Annotated in this window: 19 protein-coding genes and 1 pseudogene; 12 read left to right on the top strand and 8 right to left on the bottom strand. The window is 58.5% G+C overall.

Annotated features, from left to right (window positions below):
* Nucleotides 1-8 precede the first annotated feature (8 nt).
* From REH34_RS25595 to REH34_RS25565, 7 genes and pseudogenes are all read left to right on the top strand, one after another.
* Entirely contained in the window at nt 9-845 is an 837-nt protein-coding gene (locus REH34_RS25595) for an oxidoreductase (protein ID WP_311969629.1), read from the top strand.
* 3 nt (nt 846-848) lie between these two features.
* On the top strand, nt 849-1,451 hold the full coding sequence (locus REH34_RS25590) for a flavodoxin (RefSeq protein ID WP_311969628.1): 603 nt from the start codon (nt 849-851) through the stop codon (nt 1,449-1,451).
* A 53-nt stretch (nt 1,452-1,504) separates the two neighbouring features.
* Complete coding sequence (locus REH34_RS25585) at nt 1,505-2,497, top strand: aldo/keto reductase (protein ID WP_311969627.1); 993 nt, start codon at nt 1,505-1,507, stop codon at nt 2,495-2,497.
* A gap of 67 nt (nt 2,498-2,564) precedes the next feature.
* Complete coding sequence (locus tag REH34_RS25580) at nt 2,565-3,044, top strand: cupin domain-containing protein (protein ID WP_311969626.1); 480 nt, start codon at nt 2,565-2,567, stop codon at nt 3,042-3,044.
* A gap of 59 nt (nt 3,045-3,103) precedes the next feature.
* Entirely contained in the window at nt 3,104-3,892 is a 789-nt protein-coding gene (locus REH34_RS25575; protein ID WP_311969624.1) for a carboxymuconolactone decarboxylase family protein, read from the top strand.
* Nucleotides 3,889-4,967, top strand: a pseudogene (locus REH34_RS25570) (alpha/beta hydrolase). The gene REH34_RS25575 and the pseudogene REH34_RS25570 overlap by 4 nt, the downstream one beginning before the upstream one ends.
* Before the next feature lie 472 nt (nt 4,968-5,439).
* The gene (locus REH34_RS25565) at nt 5,440-7,656 is read left to right on the top strand and encodes a TonB-dependent siderophore receptor (RefSeq protein ID WP_311969623.1); all 2,217 of its coding nucleotides are present in this window, start codon (nt 5,440-5,442) and stop codon (nt 7,654-7,656) included.
* Between the two features lie 629 nt (nt 7,657-8,285).
* On the opposite strand, the gene REH34_RS25560 is transcribed toward REH34_RS25565, so the two are convergent.
* On the bottom strand, nt 8,286-9,155 hold the full coding sequence (locus tag REH34_RS25560) for an NAD(P)-binding domain-containing protein (RefSeq protein WP_311969622.1): 870 nt from the start codon (nt 9,153-9,155) through the stop codon (nt 8,286-8,288).
* Between the two features lie 15 nt (nt 9,156-9,170).
* The gene (locus REH34_RS25555; RefSeq protein WP_311969621.1) at nt 9,171-9,797 is read right to left on the bottom strand and encodes an RraA family protein; all 627 of its coding nucleotides are present in this window, start codon (nt 9,795-9,797) and stop codon (nt 9,171-9,173) included.
* Nucleotides 9,798-9,896: 99 nt separating this feature from the next.
* Here REH34_RS25555 and REH34_RS25550 point away from each other — a divergent pair, with 99 nt between their 5' ends.
* Nucleotides 9,897-10,796 (top strand): LysR family transcriptional regulator, encoded by a 900-nt coding sequence (locus tag REH34_RS25550; protein WP_311969620.1) that lies wholly within the window; start codon nt 9,897-9,899, stop codon nt 10,794-10,796.
* Nucleotides 10,797-10,847: 51 nt separating this feature from the next.
* On the opposite strand, the gene REH34_RS25545 is transcribed toward REH34_RS25550, so the two are convergent.
* From REH34_RS25545 to REH34_RS25535, 3 genes are all read right to left on the bottom strand, one after another.
* On the bottom strand, nt 10,848-12,194 hold the full coding sequence (locus REH34_RS25545; RefSeq protein WP_311969618.1) for an MFS transporter: 1,347 nt from the start codon (nt 12,192-12,194) through the stop codon (nt 10,848-10,850).
* A gap of 135 nt (nt 12,195-12,329) precedes the next feature.
* Nucleotides 12,330-13,172, bottom strand: coding sequence for an amidohydrolase family protein (locus REH34_RS25540; RefSeq protein ID WP_311969616.1), 843 nt, complete (start codon nt 13,170-13,172; stop codon nt 12,330-12,332).
* A 69-nt stretch (nt 13,173-13,241) separates the two neighbouring features.
* Nucleotides 13,242-13,892, bottom strand: a complete 651-nt coding sequence (locus REH34_RS25535; RefSeq protein ID WP_311969615.1) for a GntR family transcriptional regulator — start codon at nt 13,890-13,892, stop codon at nt 13,242-13,244.
* A 317-nt stretch (nt 13,893-14,209) separates the two neighbouring features.
* Here REH34_RS25535 and REH34_RS25530 point away from each other — a divergent pair, with 317 nt between their 5' ends.
* Entirely contained in the window at nt 14,210-15,904 is a 1,695-nt protein-coding gene (locus REH34_RS25530) for an MFS transporter (RefSeq protein WP_311969614.1), read from the top strand.
* A gap of 234 nt (nt 15,905-16,138) precedes the next feature.
* On the top strand, nt 16,139-16,765 hold the full coding sequence (ycaC, locus tag REH34_RS25525; protein ID WP_311969613.1) for an isochorismate family cysteine hydrolase YcaC: 627 nt from the start codon (nt 16,139-16,141) through the stop codon (nt 16,763-16,765).
* Between the two features lie 166 nt (nt 16,766-16,931).
* Here the strand turns inward: ycaC and REH34_RS25520 are convergent, their stop codons facing one another.
* Nucleotides 16,932-17,672 carry a GntR family transcriptional regulator gene (locus REH34_RS25520; RefSeq protein ID WP_311969612.1) on the bottom strand — a complete coding sequence of 247 codons (741 nt, stop codon included), beginning with the start codon at nt 17,670-17,672 and terminating at the stop codon, nt 16,932-16,934.
* 116 nt (nt 17,673-17,788) lie between these two features.
* Here REH34_RS25520 and REH34_RS25515 point away from each other — a divergent pair, with 116 nt between their 5' ends.
* Both REH34_RS25515 and REH34_RS25510 read left to right on the top strand, forming a co-directional pair.
* The gene (locus REH34_RS25515; protein ID WP_311969611.1) at nt 17,789-19,144 is read left to right on the top strand and encodes an adenylosuccinate lyase family protein; all 1,356 of its coding nucleotides are present in this window, start codon (nt 17,789-17,791) and stop codon (nt 19,142-19,144) included.
* A gap of 73 nt (nt 19,145-19,217) precedes the next feature.
* Nucleotides 19,218-20,519 carry a cation:dicarboxylate symporter family transporter gene (locus REH34_RS25510; protein ID WP_311969610.1) on the top strand — a complete coding sequence of 434 codons (1,302 nt, stop codon included), beginning with the start codon at nt 19,218-19,220 and terminating at the stop codon, nt 20,517-20,519.
* Nucleotides 20,520-20,746: 227 nt separating this feature from the next.
* On the opposite strand, the gene REH34_RS25505 is transcribed toward REH34_RS25510, so the two are convergent.
* Both REH34_RS25505 and REH34_RS25500 read right to left on the bottom strand, forming a co-directional pair.
* Nucleotides 20,747-21,907: an L-talarate/galactarate dehydratase gene (locus REH34_RS25505; RefSeq protein ID WP_311969609.1), complete on the bottom strand. Its 1,161-nt coding sequence runs from the start codon at nt 21,905-21,907 to the stop codon at nt 20,747-20,749.
* A gap of 37 nt (nt 21,908-21,944) precedes the next feature.
* Complete coding sequence (locus REH34_RS25500) at nt 21,945-23,255, bottom strand: MFS transporter (RefSeq protein WP_311972161.1); 1,311 nt, start codon at nt 23,253-23,255, stop codon at nt 21,945-21,947.
* Between the last annotated feature and the right edge of the window lie 6 nt (nt 23,256-23,261).

The raw sequence follows: 23,261 nt of genomic DNA, 5'->3' as shown, positions 1-23,261 counted from the left end.
AAAGACACATGACTACCTGGCTTATCACCGGTTGTTCTTCGGGCCTTGGCCATGCCATTGCTACGGCCGTGCTCGATGCAGGCTTCAATGCAATCGTCACCGCCCGCAGTGTCGACAAGGTAAAAGCGTTCGAACTGGCCTACCCTGAACGCGCCCTTGCTGTTGCGCTCGACCTGACAGACCAGGCTTCCATTGCGCAGACCGTTGCCCTGGCTGAGGAGCACTTCGGTCCGATTGATGTGTTGATCAACAATGCGGGCTATGGCTATCGCGCTGCCGTTGAGGAAGGTGACGAACAAGATGTCGCCAACTTGTTCGCCACTCATGTGTTCGGCCCCATAGCGCTGATCAAAGCGGTACTGCCGGTCATGCGTGAACGGCGCTCGGGCACCATTGTCAATTTCTCTTCGATTGGCGCGCAGTTCTGGAATCCGGGCTCGGCTTATTACTCAGCCGCAAAGATGGCCCTCGAAGGCATCACCCTGACGCTCAAGACCGAGGTCGAGCCGCTGGGCATCCGCGTGCTGGTCATCGAGCCTGGAGCGTTTCGCACCGACTTTGCGGGGCGTTCACTGACAGGGGCCAAGATTGAGATTGCCGACTACGCCGCGACAGTAGGCCCGCGCCGCCCCGAGAACGACCGCATGCACGGCACCCAACCCGGTGATCCGACGCGGGCCGCTCGCTTGATCGTGGATACGCTGAGCAAGGATCAGTTGCCGCAACGTCTGCTGCTGGGCAGCGACGCGGTGAAGATTGTCTCGCAAGCGCTGAATCGCCAATTGGCTGAGATCGCGGCATGGGAGACCGCCAGTACCAGCACCGACTTTCGGGAAGAGATCTGATTAATGAAATCGCATCCCATCGCCCGCCGCACGGTGTTGAGCAGCGCACTCGCTGCACTGGCCAGCGCACCGCTTATGGCGCTCGGCAATACGCAAGAAGGCGCTAGCGAACGATCTGATTCGGGATCTCGCATCCTGGTGGTGTACTTCTCCCGTTCCGGCAACACCCGCGTCATCGCCGGACTTATTCAGAGGGGGCTTCAAGCGGACCTTTTTGAAATCAGCCCGTCAACGCCCTACCCCGAGGATTATCTGGAAACTGTGGAACAGGCCAGAAAGGAGCGTGATAGCGGCTTCGAGCCTGCGCTGCAAACCAGGATTGGCGATCTGGCGGATTACGACACCGTGTACCTGGGGTTCCCCATCTGGGGCGAAACCGCGCCGCCGGTGGTGCGCTCGTTTCTGAAAACACACGACCTGACGGGCAAAACCCTTATTCCTTTCATCACCCACGGCGGTTACGGGTTAGGCGATAGCCACTGCGTTCTCAAAACACATGCGCCCCGCGCAAAGCTTGCAGATGGTTTCGTGATGGAGGGAGAGCAGGAACGCAAAACCATGGAGCGCGTGACTGCCTGGCTTGGTGAAAGCCACGTTCCAAGCTGACGAGGGCAGGCTCAATCAGTGCCATAACCATTTTTCTTGAATTGGAGTCACCGATGAAAACTCGCACGCTGGGCAACGGCTTGGAAGTGTCCGCGCTGGGCCTTGGATGCATGAGCATGACCTCGGCCTACGGGCCAGCCGCTGATAAACAGAACATGATCTGGTTGATACGCAACGCCCATGAGAAAGGGGTAACCCTCTTCGACACCGCTGAAGCCTACGGCCCTTTCAGCAATGAGGAGTTGCTGGGTGAAGCCCTACAACCCATCCGCGATCAGGTCGTCATCGCAACCAAATTCGGCTTCGATATCGATCTGGTTTCCGGTCAGCGCGGCGCCGGCACCAACAGCCGCCCCGAGCATATCCGCGCCGTAGCAGAGGCTTCCCTCAAGCGCCTGCGCACTGATCGCATCGATCTGTTCTACCAGCATCGCGTCGATCCCAACGTACCCATCGAGGATGTCGCGGGTACTGTCAAAGACCTGATCGCCGAGGGCAAGGTCAAGCACTTCGGCTTGTCCGAGGCAGGCGTTCAAACCATACGTCGCGCCCATGCGATTCAACAGGTGACAGCGGTGCAGAGCGAATACTCGTTGTTCTGGCGCGGCCCCGAGCACGAGCTGTTGCCCGCGTTGAAAGAACTGGGCATTGGCTTTGTCCCCTTCAGCCCGCTTGGCGCCGGTTTTCTAACCGGCCAGATCGACGAGAACACGCAATTTGACGCCTCAGACTTCCGTAACTTCGTGCCTCGCTTCTCTCCCGAAGCGCGCAAGGCAAACATGGCGCTGGTCGAAATCGTCAAGGCCGTCGCGCAGCGCAAAAACGCAACGCCGGCGCAGGTAGCGTTGGCCTGGTTGCTGGCGCAACAGCCGTGGATTGTTCCAATACCGGGGACCACGAAGCAGCATCGTCTGGAAGAGAACCTGGGTGCTGTCGAGATGGACTTGAGCGATGCAGACCTGTGCTTGATCAATGACCAGATGTCCCTCATCCAGGTGCAGGGTGATCGGCTGCCTGAGTCTGCGATGAAGATGACCGGACTCTAACGCCCACCCCCGCCGCTCGTCGCGAGGGCAATTGCGCCCAAGCCGACAGCATGAAGGATCATCTCTGATGAAACCATTGATTGCTCCCCTTGTGGCCTTATCGCTTCTGGCCGGTGAAGCCTGCGCTGAGCCCGCCAACGAAATCCGAATCAGCAGTGCAGGCTCTCAACCTTCGGCGAGAGGGCCTGAGGAATACTTCACAGGCTCGGTTCGGGTGGATGGCCTGTTCAAGGGCGATCTCCCTGCGCGTGTCGGCGGCGGCACGGTAACCTTTGAGCCTGGCGCTCGCACAGCGTGGCATACCCATCCACTTGGGCAAACGCTCATTGTCACCGCAGGCGTCGGCTACGTGCAGCAAGAAGGCGGGCCACGTCAGGAGATTCGCCCAGGGGACGTCGTGTGGATTCCACCGCATACACGCCACTGGCATGGGGCGACTGCCACAAATGGCATGACCCATATCGCGATTGCTGAAGCCGAAAATGGCACAACCGTCACCTGGATGGACAAGGTTTCAGACGCACAGTACGGCGGGGAAACGCCTTAGAGCAACCTGTAAAAACTAGCCGGATGTGCTCGGCAATGAAGCGCAAAGGATGACCACTCATGCCAATTACTCATCACGCCATCAAAACTCGTGCGCCCGTCGCCCTGGCTTTGGCCATTATCCTGTGTCCGGGGCTTGGATTCGCACCATTGCCCCAAACAGCCTTGGCGTCACAAACACTGAGCGGAACACAACCGGCAGCGGCTGGGCTTTCAGCCAAGCAACAAGCCATTCCGTTAATAGCGGCCTTCATGGCCACGAGTGACATGCCCAGGCTAAATCTCGCGCTTAATCAAGGCCTGGATGCAGGCCTTACGATAAGCGAGGAGAAGGAAATCCTGACGCAGCTTTACGCCTACGCCGGCTTCCCGCGCAGCCTCAATGCGCTGAATGAATTGATGACGGTGGTCCAACTGCGCAAACAGCGTGGCATCCAGGACGCGCCCGGACGTGAACCCAGCCGTACCATACCCACGGGCGAGGCCTTGGTAGCCGTAGGTACGGCTAATCAGACACGGATTTCGGGCGGTCCGGTAAAGGGACCCGTGTTCGATTTCGCCCCTGTCATCAATCAGTTCCTAAAAGCCCATCTGTTCGGCGACATATTCGAGCGCGACAACCTTGATTGGCAGAGCCGCGAGCTGGCGACTGTTGGGGCTTTGGCCGCAACGTCCGGCGTGGAGTCGCAGTTGTTGTCGCATATGCGAGCGAGCCTGCGGGTGGGGCTGAGCGCAGCACAATTGCGCGAACTGACAGAAGTTTTGTCGACGCAAGCAGATGAGCACTCCGGCAAACGTGCAAGGACCGCCCTCACACAAGCACTCGCAACGTCAGAAGGTGAAGCATGAGTACTGGAAGATACCTAATGGCCGCTGCTCTGCTGAGCCTGCTTACCGCCTGCGCCAGCCATTCAAAAGAATCGAGTGCTCTCGCGCCGCTGATGATTCAGCAGCAAGGCAGCTTCACGGCTGGCGGGACGATGACGACGGCTCCAGGCATCTTCAACCCACGCAAACCCATGACGCCCGATGGCCAGACCTACCATGGCGACCATGCGTACACGTTTTACCAGATCCCCGTGAATGCGCGAAAACTGCCCATCGTCATGTGGCACGGCGCGGGCCAGTTCTCGAAAACCTGGGAAACCACGGCTGACGGCCGTGAAGGTTTCCAGACTCTCTTTCTGCGCCGTCAGTTCGGTGTGTACCTGATCGATCAACCGCGTCGAGGCAATGCTGGGCGCAGCATGGTCGAGGCGACGGTCAAGCCTACACCTGACGAGCAGCTCTGGTTCAACCAGTTCCGTATCGGCCTGTGGCCTGACTACTTCAAAGGGGTACAGGTCGCTCAGGACGCGCAAACCCGCGAGCAGTTCTTCCGCGCCATGACACCGAACACCGGACCGTTCGACATGGCCGTAGTTTCTGATGGCGTGTCAGCAATATTCGACAAGGTCGGCCCCGGCATTTTGTTCACCCACTCCCAGGGTGGTGGGCCTGGATGGCTGACCGCGATCAAGAACAACAAGGTCAAAGCGATTGTTGCTTTTGAGCCGGGAAGCAGCTTCGTCTTCCCGGAAACTGAAGTACCCACGCCGATTCCCAGTGCATTCGATACGGTTCAGGGGATGGCAGTTTCGATGGTGCTGTTCACTGCTCTAACGCGAATTCCAATCCTGGTCATCTATGGCGACAACATCCCGGAAAACGCCGTCGATCTGCCAGCCCAGGATAGCTGGCGTGCCCGACTGGAGATGGCTCGGCTATGGCGCGATACCGTCAATAAACACGGGGGAGACGTGACGTTGATTCACTTGCCGGAAATCGGAATCAAGGGCAACACCCACTTCCCTATGTCTGATTTGAACAACGTGCAGATCGCAGACTGGTATCCAGATTCTTGGCAACAAAACGTCTGGATTGAATTGAGTGGCTTACGATCTCTGTATAAAAATGACAGGTTTGGATGAAAACTGCACTGGGCATTGGTAAGTGTCATGGCTTGGGCTGACCGAAGACCAGCAGCCATCGCAGACCGATAGTCAGATCCGTGGGATCAACCGAACCCCCCTGCCACCAGCAGTTTGACTGTCTCTTGAACGCCCGGAACGTCCGCTTTGGGTTTCGGTCGGTCACGACAGGCAGAAATCGGCTAGGAGCAGACACGCGCTGCCACGAAAAAAGAGCCAAAGTGCTGGCTCCTTGTGGCCGATTTTTATCCCCCCGAACGGCCACTACGGATCGAACCTAACCTCAGGACTTCGCGTCAGCTGCTGAAGGCACCGCGGCGCACTGCATTTAAATCGTTCCTACGCATTTTCATACGTTCAATTTGATTAAAATCAATTACTATTGCGAATTATTCGTACTATCAATTGTTTTAAGGATGAACGACCATGGCGGTTTCGGTTTTCCCCTCGACCCTTTCGATTCTGGCCCAGTGCTTGCGCCGCCCCATGCAAATGGCCGGAGTCGGCATGGTACTGGCCAGTTCGCCAGCCTGGGTGATGGCGGCCGACGCCAGCACTGGTCGATCTGCCGATGCCGACCTGACCCTGGACAACATCGAAATTAAGGCGGCCCTGCAGGTTGAAACCGGCGACGGCCCGGTCAAGGGTTACGTGGCCAAGCGCACCACCACCGGCACCAAGACCGATACCCCGATCAACGAAATTCCGCAGACCATCTCGGTGATTACCCGCGACGAAATGGACCAGCGCGGCGTTCAGGACTTCAACAGCGCCGTGGCCTATACCCCCGGCATTCGCGCCATCGACTATGCCGGGGGCCAGGGCGCGCCCGACATCTTCCTGCGTGGCTTCCGCGCCTTCAACCTGTTCGGCATCTACCAGGACGGCCTGCGCACTGGCTTCAACCAGTACGACACCAATTTCGAAACTTTTGGCCTGGAGCGCATCGATGTGGTCAAAGGCCCGGCGTCGGTACTCTACGGACAGATGTCGCCCGGTGGCGTGGTCAACCTGACCAGCAAGCGGCCCCAGGACGAAGCGATCCATCACGTTGAGTACCAGGCCGGCAGCCATGGTCGCCAGCAGTTCGGCATCGACCTCAACGATCGGCTAACGGACGACGGCAGCCTCACCGGCCGCCTGGTCATGCTGCGCCGCGACAGCGGCACCCAGGTCGATCACTCGCCAGACAACCGCACCTACATCGCCCCGTCGATCACCTGGAAGCCCAATGACAGTGACACCGTGACGGTTCTGGCGGCCTACAACAAGACCGTGACCGGCGGTTCGGAACAGAGCTTTCCGTACATCGGCACGGTCCAGCGCAGCCCCAGCGGCCACATCGACTCCGACACCAACCTGGGCTGGCTGGGCAGCTACTACCACGTCGAAACCACCTCGATCGGCTCGATCTACGCGCACGATTTCGACAATGGCTGGAAATTCCAACAGAACCTGCGCTACATGCACTCGGTGGCGGGCTTCCTCTCCAGCGGCCCGGACGTGGTGCTCAACCCCGATGGCCGCACCCAGGACATCGGCCTGCAATACCGGCCGAAAAGTAGCAATACCTTCCTGATGGACAACAACATCCAGGGCAGCTTCAACACCGGAGCGATCCGCCACACGCTGATCACCGGGCTCGATTATTCCCATTACAAGGCCGAGGAAACCCGGCTCAACGGCGACCCTGAAGACGCTTTCAACAACCTCGACCTGTACAACCCGGTCTATGGCGGTGCGCCGGTATGGTTCGACTCGCTGCAACGTGACACCCGCTCGAAAATGCAGCAGGTGGGCATCTACGTGCAGGACCAGATGAAACTCGATCGATGGGCGCTGACCATCGGCGGCCGCCAGGATTACGCCCGTGACCACGAAGAGGATGCGGTCAGCCAGTCCAGTGGTACCCAGAACGACCATAAATTCACCGGCCGCATCGGCCTGGCTTACCTGTTCGACAACGGCGTGACCCCGTACGTCAGCTACAGCACCTCGTTCCAGCCGAACCCGGACACCGACATCAACAACAACTTGTTCAAACCCACCACCGGCAAGCAATTCGAAGTGGGGGTGAAGTACCAGCCCGAGGGCTACAACGCCTCGGTCACGCTGTCGGCTTTCGACCTGACCCAACGCAACGTCTCCACCGCCGACCCGGTCAACACGGGCTTTTCGGTGCAGACCGGGGAAATCGAGTCCAAGGGCCTGGAACTCGAAGGCAAGGCCAGCCTGAACGAAAATCTCAACATGATCGCGTCCTACGCCTACACCCACACCGAGATCACCAAGGACAACACCTACGAGGGCAACACCCCACGCAACATCCCGCGCCATACCGCCAGCTTGTGGCTCGACTACAGCGTTCGCAGCGGCCCGCTGGACGGCCTGGGCATAGGCGCCGGCGAGCGCTATGTCGGCTCCTCGCAGAACCAGCAGAACACCTTGCGTACCCCGCAGTACTTCCTCACCGACGCGACCCTGCGCTACGACCTGGGCAAACTCGGGCTGACCGGAACGAAAATCTCGGTGACCGCCAATAACCTGTTCGACAAGCACTACTTTGAACCGGGCTACTACGAGGATTCGGTGTTCTACGGCAACCGCCGCAATGTGATCGCAACCCTGGGTTACGATTTCTGATTTGCCGCCCCCCTGGAAAAGCCTGCGCCGGATTACCGGCCCGGGCTTTTTTACGCTGTCACGCGCTCGCTCGGAACACCGCCGCCACCGCCTCGCCGATCACCTCCCGCGCCGCATTCGCCTCCTCCACGATCAGCCCCATGCGCAGGAAGTCATGGGTCATGCCGGGACAGTCGTGCAACTGCACCGCTACTCCCACTTAGCGCAAATGCGCGACATAGGCCACCCCCAAAGTCAGTCCGCGGTCTTCACTCGCGCTGTCGTACACGACATGAATCCCCAGGCTGCCATTAGCGCGCCTCGATGGCTGCTAGGACGCACATGGGGACAGTCTTCCGACAGCTCGAAGCGAGAGGGGCGGTTTGCGCGAATCACCGTACAGGCGTTACGAGCGCGCGGTCATGACGTAGACATGCAGGATGATTTCGACGACGTATGCAGGCATGCCGGCTGTGAATAAGACCCCCGACGGAAGTCTGGAAGGCGGTTCAGCCCCACGTTCTGATAGGGCTGTTGCAGCGTTTTAGCATTCTCCCCGGAAGATCCACCCGACCGGTCAGTCGCCTGGCTTCCATTGACCGGCAGCCATCGGCTGTGGATTCAACCGGTGCTGCGCACGCCATCGCTGATCAACGGCTGATCCCATTGGCCTTGAACAGCCACTCGAATGCCTCCTTTAGACTCGGTGCGCTAGCGTCTGGCGGATTGGCGACGATTTGGTCGGTTGTCCGCTGGAACAGCGCTTTGACACCGGGCAATACGGACACCGGCATGTCGGCGGCACGGAGTTGGCGTTCGGCCTCTTCGACTTCCTTCAGGCGACGGGGCGCATGGACAACATGGGTGCGAATCAGGGCGCCGAGGAAATCGCGCAGGCTGGCCTCATCGATGTCGCTCAAAGCGTCGTGCAATTTATCAGTCACGCCCTGCTTTTCGGCGGCCATAAAGCACTCGATCGTCAGGGCTTCCATGCCTTTGGTGAAGACGCTGCGCAGGATTTTCAGCGCTGCCGCGTCACCCGCCACGCCGCCGTCCACGACCTTGAGCGGCGCCCCCACTGAGGTGAACAGGCTGATTACTCGCTCAATGCCGACCCCTGCGCCGAGCAGGTTGGTTTTCTCGTGGGTCAGGGCGATAGCGCCGAGAATGGCGACGTCGACGTAAGCCACGCCCAACTCTGCAGCGTGCGCCGCCGCGATTCTGATCTGACTTGGATCGGCGGTGGTCATGTCCACGAACAGCGTGCTCCTGTTCATGCTGCGCAGCGCCTGTTCAGCCACCGCAAGAGAGACAGTACCAAAAACGCAGGACACGACCACGTCGCATGCCGGTACGACCTCGGTAATGACGGTGGAAACGCTCAGTCCCAACTCCGCCGCGAACGCTTGGGCGCGGGGCGACGGTTTCAGATCGCACAGCACGATGTCATGCCCGGCCACCGACCACGGCCGCGCATACGTGAGGCCGACTTCACCCGCTCCGATAATTCCGATTTTCATTATTCTGGTTTCCGTTCAGTGGGATGCGTAGGCGCCTTTGTATGTGCCAGCGGCGATCTGCGCCAGCATCTCTGCTTCTTTAGCTTCGGTGGCCAGGCACTGTTGCAGCAGGCTTGCAGCTTGCGATGCAGGGAACGCCACAATACCGTCGTGGTCACCCACAACGAAATCGCCAGGAGACACAACCATGCCAGCGATGCTGACCGGTACGTTGATTTCGCCGGGGCCGTTTTTGTAAGGGCCGCGATGGAATCCTGCGCGGGCGAACATCGGGAATGCTCCTTTGCCGATGGTCGCCAGGTCACGAATCGCACCGTCCACCACAACGCCGGCCGCGCCGCGTTTTTCTGCGATTGCGGCCATGATATCGCCCATCAACGCGCGGCTGATATCGCCCCCGCCATCGACCACCAGCACCTGCCCACGCGCCAGGATTTCCAACGCCTGATGAATCGCACGGTTATCGCCATGGGGGACCTTCACGGTCAAGGCGATACCGGCCATGGTGCCTTCGATGCGGTGGAACGGCTTGAGCCGCGCCCCCGGAAGACGATCGAGGCAATCGCTAATGATGGAGGTTGAAGTGCGGGTGTACGCCGCCAACAGGGCGCTGACGTCTGACGGTGAGGCGATGGCGTTCATAGGTGTTCCTCAGATGGCTGATGTCTCTGAGAATAAAGGCGTCGTCAAATAGAAAAAGCGATATTAATCTATGTCAGTACATGCCCATAAGGAATGAAAGTGATCACACTACGACAGCTCACGGCACTGCACTGGATCGAACGCCTCGGCACATTCGAGCGCGCAGCCGAACACCTTCATACCACACAGTCAGCTATCTCCAAGCGAGTGCAGGAGTTGGAGTCGACCACCGGGCTGCAACTGTTCGACCGTTCGCAACGCGGCGCACGGCTCACCGCCGCTGGCGAAGAGCTGCTGATCATTGCGCGTGAAATGCTCAGCCTTGCCGATCAAATCACCTCATTGAAAGACGGCACTCAGGTCATTACCCGACGCTTGAGGCTGGGTGTGACAGAGCTCACCGCACTGACCTGGCTGCCGCGCCTGATTTCACGGCTGGTGAAAGACTTTCCGGGGCTGACCGTGGAGCCAGAAGTCGACATGAGCCGCAGCCTCCACGAAAAGCTCATGGACGATCTGGTAGACCTCATCATCATCCCCGACACCTTCACTGCACCCGAGGTGACCGCCGTGCCGCTGGCCATCGTGGAGAACGCCTGGATGGCCGCGCCGGGGCTGATCGGGCAGTCAGGTGTGGTGGGGCTGGCGGACCTGGCCAAATACCCGGTGCTGGTGCAGGGCAAACGCTCGGGGTCCGGTTTGTTCGTCAACAAGTGGCTGAGCGCGCTGGGCATTGAACTACCCAAGACCCTTTCCTCCGACAGCCTCACCGCGATGCTCGGCCTGACCGCCGCCGGGCTGGGCGTGACTTATCTGCCGCTGGAATGCTTTCGCCCGCTCGTGGACGAAGGGAAGCTGACGATCATCAGGACAGACCCCGAATTGCCGCCGGTGCCGTACATGGCGATGTACCGAAATGACCGGCCCTCGGCGTTCGTCACTGAAGTTGCGTCCCGGGCGGTGGAGCTGTGCGATTTCTCGCGACAACTGCAAAGCTGACAAGGCGCACGGGAAGATGCCCGTGCGCCTTGGATCAGGCAGGGAGGACATTTACCCGGCCGTCTTCTGCTCGCTGAGGTCGGCGGGTTCATGAATGGTCAGCACGAAGACCAATGCCGCAAGTGAGCAGGCCCCCAGGAACAGGAACACCGCCGTCCAGCTGTAGCTGTCCAGTAGCATGCCGGTGATCAACGGCGCCATCGCCCCGCCTGCCTGCCCTGCACTGTTCACCAGCGAGGCTGCGACCGGGTATGTGGTGCGTGTGGTGACGCCCATCGAATACACGGAAAACGATGAGTAGCCGATGTTCAGCAAAAAACCGGTGCCGAACAAAAGCAGGCTGACGGACAGCAGGTCATTGGGCGCGTAGACCAGCGCGACCATCATCAGGCACGTGGCCACGGCGCTGATCATCATGGTCGGCTTTCTGCGACGGTCCAGAACGGTGTCCGACAGCCAGCCCCCTGCGATGTTACCCAACACGCCACCGGCGAACGGCAGCGAGGCGACAAAGCCAATCTGCATCAGCTCGAAATGCTTCACTTCTCCCAGGTACTTCGGCAGCCACGCGAGCAGCACGTTGACGACGCCCGTCATCAGCAAATAGCCCAGCCCGCAGCCCCAGATGTTCCAGGACCTGAACACCGAACGCGAAGTGCTCAGCGGCATTGTGTGCTTGTACCGCAGCAGTTTATCCAGAGCGCCGAAGTTCTTATGAGCGCGCTCAGCACCGGTTTCGCGCTGGGTCTGATCCTCGATGTAGGTGGCCTCGGCCTCGTTGACCCGCTGCCCCAAGCGCGGATCATTGGGCACCAGCCACCACCAGATCAACGCCATCAACAGCCCCGGAATAGCAAAGGCGAAGAACATCGTGCGCCAACCATCGAGCATGATCAGCGCAGCGCCGATAGGCGGCGCGATCACCGCACCCATCTTCGCAGCGGACAGAAAAGCCCCCGTGGCCAGCCCCTTCTCCCGCGCCGGAAACCAGCGGTTGATGGTGCTGAGCATCGACAACGGCAGTGCCGCTTCAGCGATTCCGAGGGCTGACCGGTAGATCTTCAACAGCCCGAAGTTATGCGCCGTGCCAATGAGCACCGTGACCAGGGACGTCAGACCAATGGACACCGGCGCGACCAGACGCACGCTCACGCGGCTGAGCAAGAAACCCGCGGGAATCTGCCCGAGGGAATAGAACAGGAAGAATGCACTGACCAGCAGCCCTGCCTGGGCGTTAGTGGCGCCGAACTCCTTCTGGATATAGGGCAGCGCGATACCGATGTTGGCCCGGTCGGCGGCGGCCAGCATGTAGACGACGACGATGACCGACAGGACTACCCAGCGATACTTTGACCTTGCCGTCTGCACGGCGATTTCCGTGGTGGCGATTGCAGTCATGGCCTCTCCCCTTTTTTATGCTTATTGGAGTGGCCATCGTCGGCATTCTGCAAGGGTAGAAAAAGCGATAAATTAGAAACCCTATTAATTCCTTAAAGGAATCAACCGCCCGCTACGGCACTCTGTGTCCTATCGCTATTCATCAAAATGATAAAGCGCAGCAGGGTTGCGGCAGAAGATCGCCCGCTCCGCTGCCGAGTCTTCGGCCAGCAAACGCTGCAAGCGGTTCAGGAGCTGCGCATCGTCGGGCTTGCTGGTTTCCGTCACATGAGGCCAATCGGAACCCCACACCAACCGATCGACATGCCCGCGAACCAGTCTTTGGGTGAACTCGAATAATTGACTGAACGCCGGGTCATCTGGACGCGAGGCAAGGTATGGGGCGGAGAGTTTCAGCCAGGTATTGCCCGTGGCCATCAGGCGAATCAACGTCAGCCAGGTTTCATCGATCAGTTCGGGAGACGCGCACAGCCGGGCATAGTGGTCGAGCACTATCGGCACCTTTGCAGCGGCCAGACGCGGCGCCTGCCGTATCAACTCCGATGGCATCAAATGCAATTGAACGTGCCAGCCCAGTTCATTCACACGGGGGGCAAGCGCGTCGAACATCTCCATGGTTGTCGCACCTTGCTGCACCTGATTGAAGCGGATTCCCACCACACCCGCGCGGTCCAGCGCTGCAAGCTCGGCGTCACTCACCGCGCTGTCGACCACTGCCACGCCTCGGGCGGTCGAGGGCGTAGTCGAAAGCGTCTGCATCAGCAGACGGTTGTCAGTGCCATACGCGGAAGGTTGCACGAGCACATGACGTTGCAGGCCCAAGGTCTGCTGGACGACAGCGTAATCCGCCAGTGACGCCGGAGGTGAACCAAGCGTAGCGGTGGCCGCGATCGGATAGGCATCACTGAAAACATGCATGTGGCAGTCACATGCCAGATCGGGCAAGGCTGCGCTGTGTCCAACGGTCGAAGGGATCATCGCCATTCCTGATATGTATTGTCGTTGTGGCAACCCTACCCTAAATTGTTTTGTTTTTGTATTAAGCGCTCAACGAAGAGGGGCGTTGCTGCGATGCGCCATGAAGCGGAGATACGCCATTCGGATATGCGTTTGCATGGCCTGTTTCGCCAGTTCGCCATCTCTTAGCTCAATGGCGTACGTGATATCCAGATGCTGCTGCAGGCTGCGATCAAAATCCCCCGGCTTGTAAAGAAAGAACGAGCGCGTGATGACAGGCATGTCGATGAGCGTGGCGAGCATGGACTTCAGCCTTTGCGAGCGGGACATCTCAAGCACGTGGCCATGGAACGCCCGGTTAGCGGCCTGGACCTTCAAGGTGACATCGCTGCCCTTGTGCGCAATAGCCGATGCCATCTGACCGTTGATCTTGTGCAGTTCAACAACGTCAGCCTCGGTGGCGCGCTGCGCGGCAAGCATCGCCGCATGGGGCTCAAGCAGCTCCCGAAAACTGAACATCTCCTCGATGTCCCACTGAGTCCACCTTGCGACGAACACGCCTCGATTGGCTTCAATGACGACTAGCCCGTCATCCACCAGCTTCTTGAGAGCCGTCCGGACCGGCGTTCGACTAAGCCCGAACTCCTTGCCGAGTGGTTCTTCCTTGAGTTGAGTACCTGGTCCGTACTGACCAGCGATGATGCGATTTCGAAGAGCCTCGTAGATGAGATCGTTGGCCATTTTCCGCTTCTGCTTTCAAGAACTGCTGGGGTTCTACCTCTGATCAACGAGGCACGCAAGCACCTGCGCAGCCCCGACTTCATCTGCTTGTGCTCCCGATGAGCGGGTTGCCGCCAATCCGTCTTGTACAAAAATAGTTTGCCAAAGCCTAAATTGTACTTTAATTGTACTATCGCTTGTCTTGTGATGACCTGAAAGATCGAGCACAGGAAAAGCCAGTCTGACCCGTTCCCAACCGGCCAGACCGCCGTACGTTCACTGAAAGAAATTTCCTCAAAATAAAAAGTGACGCACCTCGTCACCCTAAAGGAAAACCAATGAACACTATCGATCAGCAGACTGCTGTGTCACCTCGCCAGCAGCGAAAAGTCGTCGCAGCCGCTTCTATGGGGACGTTGTTCGAGTGGTATGACTTCTACCTTTACGGCTCCCTGTCCACGGTCATTGCTCACCAGTTTTTTTCGGGCGTGAACCCCACCGCAGCGTACATCTTTGCCCTTCTCGCATTTGCGGCAGGCTTTGTCGTTCGCCCGTTCGGATCACTGGTGTTCGGGCGGCTCGGCGACATGGCGGGCCGCAAGTACACATTTCTGATCACCATTGTGCTCATGGGCGTTCCAACGTTCATTGTCGGCCTGCTTCCGTCCTACGAGAGTGTCGGTATTCTCGCGCCTTGTGTGCTGATTGTTCTGCGCCTGCTTCAAGGCCTAGCGGTCGGTGGCGAATATGGCGGGGCGGTCACTTACGTGGCGGAGCACTCGTCGCGCTCTAACCGAGGCTTTCATACTTCCTGGTTGCAAACCACCGGCACCTTGGGGTTGCTGTTGTCGCTATTCGTCATCCTGGGCTGTCGATCGGCGCTGGGCGACGACTGGTTCAACGACTGGGGCTGGCGCCTGCCGTTTCTGTTTTCCATCGTCCTGTTGGCGATCTCCGTCTGGATCCGGCTCAAGCTGCACGAGAGCCCTGAATTCCTGAAGATGAAAGATGAAGGCAAACAATCCAAGGCCCCCATTCGGGATACGTTTGCCAACCGCAAGTATTCGCTGCGGGTGCTCTTTGCGCTGCTTGGGTGTACGGCAGGTCTGGGGGTGGTGGCTTACACCAGCCAGTTCTACATCCAGTTCTTCCTGCTGCAAACGCTTAAAGTCGACATTTTAGTCGTGACAGAACTGCTGACCGCCGCACTGGTGATCGCCCTTCCGTTCTACATATTTTTTGGCTGGCTCGCCGACCGGATCGGGCGCAAGAAAGTGATTCTGTGCGGCTGCCTGCTCGCATCGCTTACCTACTTTCCGATCTACAAGTCGATTACGCATTACGCCAACCCGGCGCTCGAAATGGCGCTGAAAACATCACCCGTCACGCTGCACGCAAACCCGGCAGACTGCTCATTTCAATTCAACCCGACCGGCACGGCATCGTTTCTGACGGCGTGCGACACAGCCAAGGCGCTGCTCATTCGACACTCTGTTCCGTACAGCACGGTGGATGAGGCCGTCGCAGGTGCGTCCATTCACGTAGGCAGTACCGTCATCGATTCAGTCAACGGTGTAGGGCTTTCCACCGACGTGCTGGAAACACAACGCACAGCCATGGACAAACAGCTCACTGAGAAACTCGCCAGCCAGGGCTACCCGCTCAAGGCGGACCCCGCCGCGATCAACAAGCCAATGGTGGTGTTGCTGATGGTGGTTCTGGTGATTTACCTGACCATGGTGTACAGCCCGGCGGCTGCGTGGCTGGTCGAGCTGTTCCCGCCGCAGATTCGCTACACCGCGACCTCCCTCCCCTACAATATCGGCAACGGCTGGTTCGGCGGCTTCATGCCGGCCACTGCGTTCGCGATGGTCGCCTCGACCGGCGATATCTATTATGGGCTGTGGTATCCGGTGGTAGTGGCGGGCTGCACGTTTGTGATCGGCTTATTCTGCCTGCCTGAAACCCGATTCGGTCAGGACGAGACAGCCACCGAGATAAAGCCCACCCGCGTGGTTACTACCGCCAAGTAAATACGGAGAAACCACGGCCATCCCCTAATCGATGTGCCGTGGTTCAGTCGCGCTCCAGCCATACGCATTGGCCAGCACGGCAGAGCGTGCAGCTCCAAAGCAGCGAGCTGTATTGTCTCCTTTCAGTTGACAGTAAAACGCCAATCACGTGGTTTTTCGTTTTTTAGCCGATGGGTAATCTGGCCACACATTGCAGCGCAGCCCTTACCCACTCAGCCTAAAAAGGATTTCACCATGACTAAGAATACCTACAACCGCCTGAACAAAGACGATGCCATTGTCCTGCTGGTCGATCACCAGACCGGCTTGATTTCCCTGGTCCAGGACTTCTCGCCCAATGAGTTCAAGAACAACGTACTGGCGCTGGCCGACCTCGCTCGGTTCTTCAACTTGCCGACCATCCTCACCACCAGCTTCGAACAAGGCCCTAACGGCCCGTTGGTACCGGAGCTCAAAGAGATGTTCCCCGACGCGCCCTACATCGCCCGCCCTGGCCAGATAAACGCCTGGGACAACGAAGACTTCGTCAAGGCGATCAAGGCCACCGGCCGCAAACAGATCATCATCGCCGGCGTAGTGACCGACGTTTGTGTGGCCTTCCCGACGCTGTCGGCACTGGCCGAAGGCTTTGACGTGTTCGTGGTCACCGATGCCTCCGGCACCTTCAACACCACGGTCCAACAGGCCGCCTGGGCCCGCATGAGCGCCGCCGGCGCACAACTGATGAACTGGTTCTCGGTAGCCTGCGAGCTGCATCGCGACTGGCGCAACGATATCGAAGGGTTGGGTAATCTGCTGTCGCAGCGTATCCCTAACTACCGCAACCTGATGAACAGCTATTCGGCGTTGACGGCTAAGTAATTGGTGGGGATTGAGTAGACCCAGCAGGTGAGCCTGCTGGTTTTTTTTGTTGTGTGTGCTGGGGGTTGGAAGCGGTGTTGGGTGTTATCGACGGAGGTTCAGGTTGACGCTTTCGGGTCGCAAGACATCAACGTGACAGGCTGCTTACGGCCAGAAGCAGTCATTACTAAGAGGTCAGATTCTTTTCTCTGCGCATCTGGGTGACTAGCGTAAATCTATCTTGAGGATGGGTTGTTTCAGACACCACCATCACAGCCCCCTCCTCGTCACGATACTGACGGAGGATGTTCAAACCCGGAGAACCGGCTTCCGCATTGAGGCTCTTCGAAATCTCGGGTGACAGCAATACCGCGCGTACTTGCTGATCAACCACATCAATGTGTCGACCAAAATGCCGCTCGATCAAAGCGGCAATCAGTTCGTCAGGATGCTGCTCGGCCAGTGCAATGACCTCTGAGTAAATGTCGTGGGCATAAACGTCCGTCCAACATAGCGGTGCCCGCAGGTTCTCCTGATCGACCCGAATGCTCGAGACACAAAAGTAATGCTCGCCAGGCTCCAACCCTAGTCGCTTGGCCAGCGTGACGTCCGCCACAAAATGCCTCACACCCTGAATACTGCGCACTTGGGTTTCGGCCAGATGAACCAAGTCTGACACCGACGCCAGCGACTGCGAATAACCCCCCTTGGGCGTGGTGGATTCGACCCGCGTACCCACCCGCTTGCGGCGTGACACTATCCCCTGATTCTGTAGCTGGGTGATGGCAGCACGCACGGTGTGGCGGCTCACGTCATACAACTCGCACAACTCGAATTCCGTGGGCAACAACGTCCCGACCGGAAAGCGTCCGCTGGAAATCCCCTCCATCAGATCTTTTGCAACGACCGCATAGCGCGTCTGGTTCATACCTTTCATCAGTCCCGAGCGTTCAGAGAGTTGACAGTGTATCAGTGAGGACGTAAGAATTATGTACGTACATATACATTATGTCCGATCAATAACAAACATATCAGGATTACCCCATGTCCAGCACTGTCTTCGACTCCGCCCTCTTTCGCGACATGTTCGGCACCGCAGAGATGCGCGGTGTGTTCTCCGACAAAGCCCTGATCGAACGCTACATTGAAGTGGAAGTGGCCCTGGCTCGCGCTGAAGCACGCTGTGGCGTAATCCCAAGTCAGGCCGCTGAACAGATAGCCGAACTGGCGACCTATGCCTCGCTCGATTTGGCTCAGATGCAGCACGAAACCGAGATCGTCGGATACCCGATCCTGCCGTTGGTTGAACAGCTTTCAAAAACCTGTGGCGAAGCAGGTCGCTATGTTCACTGGGGCGCCACCACCCAAGACATCATGGACACCGCCGTCGTGCTGCAAGTGCGTGCAGCATTGGCATTGGTCGAGCGAGACATTCAGGCTGTTCGCGGTTTGCTGGCGGAATTGGCCCAGCGTTATCGGGATACACCAATGGCTGGCCGCACTCACCTGCAACATGCGTTGCCCATCACCTTTGGCTACAAATGCGCCGTGTGGCTGAGCATGTTCGACCGTCACGCCGAGCGACTGGTCGAGTTGCGCCCACGGGTGGAGATCGGTCAATTCGCCGGCGCGGCGGGTACCTTGGCGTCACTCGGTGATAAAGGCCTGGAGGTTCAGGAAGCCTTGATGGCAGAACTGGGTCTGGGTGTGCCGCAAGCCACATGGCACGTCGCCCGCGACGGTCTGGCCGAAACCCTGAACTTCCTCGGACTGGTGACCGGCTCTTTGGGCAAAGTCGCATTGGACGTCATGATGATGATGACCAGCGAGTTGGGTGAAGTGTACGAACCCTTCGTCAAAGGTCGTGGTGCGAGCAGCACTATGCCGCAGAAGCGCAACCCGATCTCTTGCGAGTTGATGTACGCCGCCGCCAAAGGTGTACGTCAGCATGCGGGCCTGATGCTTGATGCAATGATCCAGGACTTCGAGCGTTCGACTGGCCCATGGCAAGCCGAATGGATCGCCATCCCCGAAGCCTTTGCCTTGAGCGCCGCGTCGCTGGGCCAAGCGAAATTCATGCTCGCCGGCCTAGAGGTACGCACTGAGCGCATGCGCAAGAACCTCGACATGACTCAAGGTCTGATCGTCGCCGAAGCAGTGATGATGGGCTTGGCCCCCGCGTTGGGTCGTCAGGTGGCACATGACGTGGTCTATGCCGCCTGCCGCATGGCCAACGATGAAGGCACCAGTCTGCTCGATGCCTTGCTCGCTCAGGGCGAAGCCACAGCGCAACTGGATATCGACGAACTCAAGCGCCTGACCGACCCGTCTAACTATTTGGGCCTTGCTCCCCAAATGGTGGATATCGCGCTGTCTCGTGAGGGTTCTGTTAAGCGCTAATTTTACGGGGCTCGGCCATGACCGGGCCCCTTTCTGCACTTTGCTCGCCAATAAAAACAACGAGATCGCAGACATGACTACTATCAACAAAAAGCCGTTCTACAAAGACCTGACCTTCCAGGTCATCGCTGCCATGGTGCTGGGTATTGCCTTTGGCTTCTTGGCGCCGGAACTGGCCGCCGAATTCAAGATCCTCGGCGATATCTTTCTCAAGCTGATCAAAACCGCCGTTGCACCTCTGGTGTTCTTCACCGTCGTCCATGGCATTGCTTCGGCAGGCGATATCAAGCGGGTCGGCAAGGTCGGCTTGCGTGCACTGATCTACTTCGAAATCGTCTCGACCATTGCCCTGGCTATCGGCCTGCTGTGGGGCAATCTGCTGAACATCGGCTCGGGCATGCACGATGCCCATCCGAGCAGCGCTACAGCGGCAGCGGCTAGTGCAGCGGTTGCTAGAGGCCACGCTCCAGCCTCAACGATGGACTTTATCTACGGGATCTTCCCGGATAACTTCGTCGGCGCTTTCGCGGGTGGACAACTGTTGCAGGTGCTGGTGATCTCGGTGCTGTTCGGTTTTGCGCTGCTCGCTCTGAAACCCGAACGACGCAGTGTCATCGAAGATGGCTTGAGCCGAATCTCCGAATGCTTCTTCGAGTTCATCAACCTGATCATGAAGTTCGCACCGCTCGGCGCCTTTGGTTCGGTGGCCTACGCGGTAGGCAGCAATGGCAGTGCTGTGCTGATGTCGCTGGCAAACTTGGTGCTGATGTTCTACGTCTGCATCGCTTTCTTCATTTTCGTGGTGTTAGGCGCGGTCTGCCGTATTTCAGGCTTCAGCCTGTGGCGATTCCTGAACTACATCAAAGATGAGATATTCATTGTGCTCGGTACCGCTTCCTCGGAGAGCGCCCTCCCACGTCTGCTGCAAAAACTGGAGAGATTCGGTTGCTCCAAGCAGAGCGTAGGCCTGGTCTTGCCGACCGGTTACGCCTTCAACCTTGATGGTACATCCATCTACATGTCGCTCTGCGTACTGTTCATCGCCAATGCTTACGGCGTACCCATGAGTTGGGAACAACAGTTGGACACCGTCGCTATCATGCTGGTGACGTCCAAAGGTGCAGCCGCAGTGTCCGGTGGAAGTTTCGTGGTCTTTGCCGCCACAGTGACAGCCATTGGCGTATTGCCGGTGGAGGGTCTCGCCCTTTTGTTTGGCGTGTACCGTTTCATGTCCATGGCCATTGCCACCTGCAACACCATCGGCAATAGCGTAGCGACGGTGGTGGTGTCGAAATGGTCGGGGGAATTCACTGAACAGACTGCCCAGGCCGAATATCACCGAGTGCTCGGGCGTAATCTAAAGGCAGCGCTTTAACCGATCGAATGGCCTATCGCCAGGAAGTGAACGCTCCCTGGAATGACTGAATTTCTGTCGCTGTAAAGGGCCCTTGAGAGGCCCTTTTTTTTGCTTAAAAAATTTTGCTGGCACTGAAGACATTCTTGGGCAAAAGATGTTCGTTCTCGGCCAATTGTATTGCTTAGCGACGGGCAGCTGTCGATTGCCGCCTCCCGCCGCCCTGGTCATGTCAAATGATCGACGAACTATGGACGATGACCGACTTCAGCCACTTGTGCGGTCCAGGGCACAACGTGTTCGCTCAGAGAAAGGCCAAGGCCAGGGCGTGTCGGTACCAGCATACGGCCTTCGCGCGTTTCGAGACGTTCGTTGAACAGCGGTTCGAGCCATTCGAAATGCTCGACCCACGGCTCGGTGGGATACGCCGCCGCCAAGTGCACATGCAGTTCCATGGCGAAATGTGGGGCCAGCATCACGCCCGCCTGTTCGGCCATTGCTGCGACTTTCAGATACGGAGTAATACCACCTACACGTGGGGCATCAGGCATCAGGAAGTCAGCGCCTCGCAACCTGATGAATTCTGCATGCTCGGCGACGCTGGTCAACATCTCACCCGTAGCGATCGGGGTGTCGAACTGTTGTGCCAGAGCGGCATGGCCTTCAGCGTCGTAGCAGTCCAGCGGCTCCTCGATCCAAATCAGGTTGAATTCTTCGAACCGCCGGCACATGCGCTGGGCGGTCGGACGATCCCACTGCTGATTGGCATCGACCATCAACGGGAAGTTGTCGCCCAGGTGCCTGCGCACGGTGCTGACTCGCTCGATATCGATGGCGCAATCGGGTTGGCCAACCTTCAATTTGATGCCGCCGATGCCCTTTTCCCGGGAGATGTCAGTGTTCTTTAGAAGCTGGTCGAGCGGCGTGTGTAGAAAGCCGCCCGAGGTGTTGTAGCAGCGGACCGAATCACGCTGGGCTCCTAACAGACGAGCCAGGGAAAGATTGGCGCGCTTGGCCTTGAGGTCCCACAGCGCGACATCGAATGCACCGATGGCCTGAGTCGACAGACCACTGCGCCCGACCGAGGCGCCGGCCCAGCACAGCTTGGTCCAGAGCTTGGAAATGTCGCTGGGGTTTTCACCGATCAGCGCCGGCGCGATCTCCTTCGCATGGGCAAACTGACCCGGGCCGCCCGCCCGTTTCGAGTAGCTGAAGCCCAAGCCCTTATGGCCATCGACGGTTTCGATTTCGGCGAACAGAATGGCGATTTCCGTCATGGGCTTCTGCCGTCCAGTGAGCACTTTGGCGTCGCTGATCGGGTTGGCCAAGGGCAGAAAGACCGAGGAGACCTTGACGTAGGCGATACGGTCATCGTCGGCAGATTTTTGGCTTTGTTCTTGTCCGAGCATGGTGCTCTCCCTAGGTGGAAAGATAGGTGATGCGTTATCAGGAGCGTGGATTGGTCAGTTCGGCCTTCAGCGGCCCAGGTGCCGGCGTGGGCGAGTCGTTCAGCTCATCGATGTCCATACGCTTAAGCGGGCCCACGATGAACAGGTAGGCGAAAGCACCCAGCAGCCCCATCGCGCCCACATACATCAGCGCCGCGTCGAAAGAGCCCAATTGATTGACCAGCACGCCGATCGCAATTGGGGTGACGATGCTGGCTATGTTGCCGCAGAAGTTGAACATTGCGCCGCTGATACCCATGGCGCGCTTGGGCGAGACGTCGCCGACGATGCACCAGCCAAGGTTGCCGACGCCCTTGGCGAAAAACGCTATGGACATCACCAGGATGACCAAGGGCACGGACTGGGTGTAGTTGGCAACAACGATGCTGCTCGACAGCAGCAAACCGCAGATGATCGGTGTCTTGCGGGCGGTGGTCAGGCTGTAACCCTTCTTGAGCATCCAGTCGGACCACACACCGCCGATCATGCCGCCCAGGCAACCGGCGATCGGTGGAATGGCCGCGACCAGGCCGACCTTGAGCATGGTCATGCCTTTGGCTTCGATCAGGTAGGTGGGGAACCAGGTCAGGAAGAACCAGGTGATGGAGGTCAGGCAGAATTGGCCCAGGTAAATGCCCAGCATCATGCGATTGCCGCCGATGGCCCGAACATTCTTCCAACTGAACGGCGTCTTGGTGTCGCCGATACCTGGTAAGCCGCCACCTGCTTCGATGTAGTCAATCTCTGCCTGATTGGCGCGCTTGTCTTTGCGAGGTTCGTGGACCATTTTGAACCACAGCAGGCCGATGAGTATCCCTACCCCGCCGGTCCAGAAGAACACGTGCTGCCAGCCAAAACTATTGAGCAGTAACACCATCAGTGGGGTGAAGGCTGCCAACGCGAAGTATTGCGCTGATTGGAAAATCGCCGTAGCCAGACCACGCTCGTGGCGCGGAAACCACATGACCGTCAGCCGATTGTTGGCTGGGAACGCAGGAGACTCGGCAACGCCCATCAGAAAGCGCAGCACGAAAAGTGCCAGGAATGCGGAGCTGAACAGGTCCACGTACCCTTGCAGGAAGGTCAGTGTCGACCAGAGGATCAGACTGATGCCCAGCGTCATCCGCGAGCCGAAACGATCAAGCACGATGCCGCCCGGGATCTGCATGCTCGTATAGGCCCAGCCGAAAGCCGAAAAAGCGATACCCATGGTAATCGCATCGAACCCCAGATCAGCGCGCATCGCAGGCGCAGCAATAGACAAGGTGGCACGGTCGACGTAGTTGAACACCGTAACGATAAAAATCATCGCAAG

This window comes from Pseudomonas baltica, from assembly GCF_031880315.1.
Classification (GTDB): Bacteria; Pseudomonadota; Gammaproteobacteria; order Pseudomonadales; family Pseudomonadaceae; genus Aquipseudomonas.
Note: the sequence above shows the minus strand (reverse complement) of the source record. Positions and strands in the feature narration are given on the sequence as shown.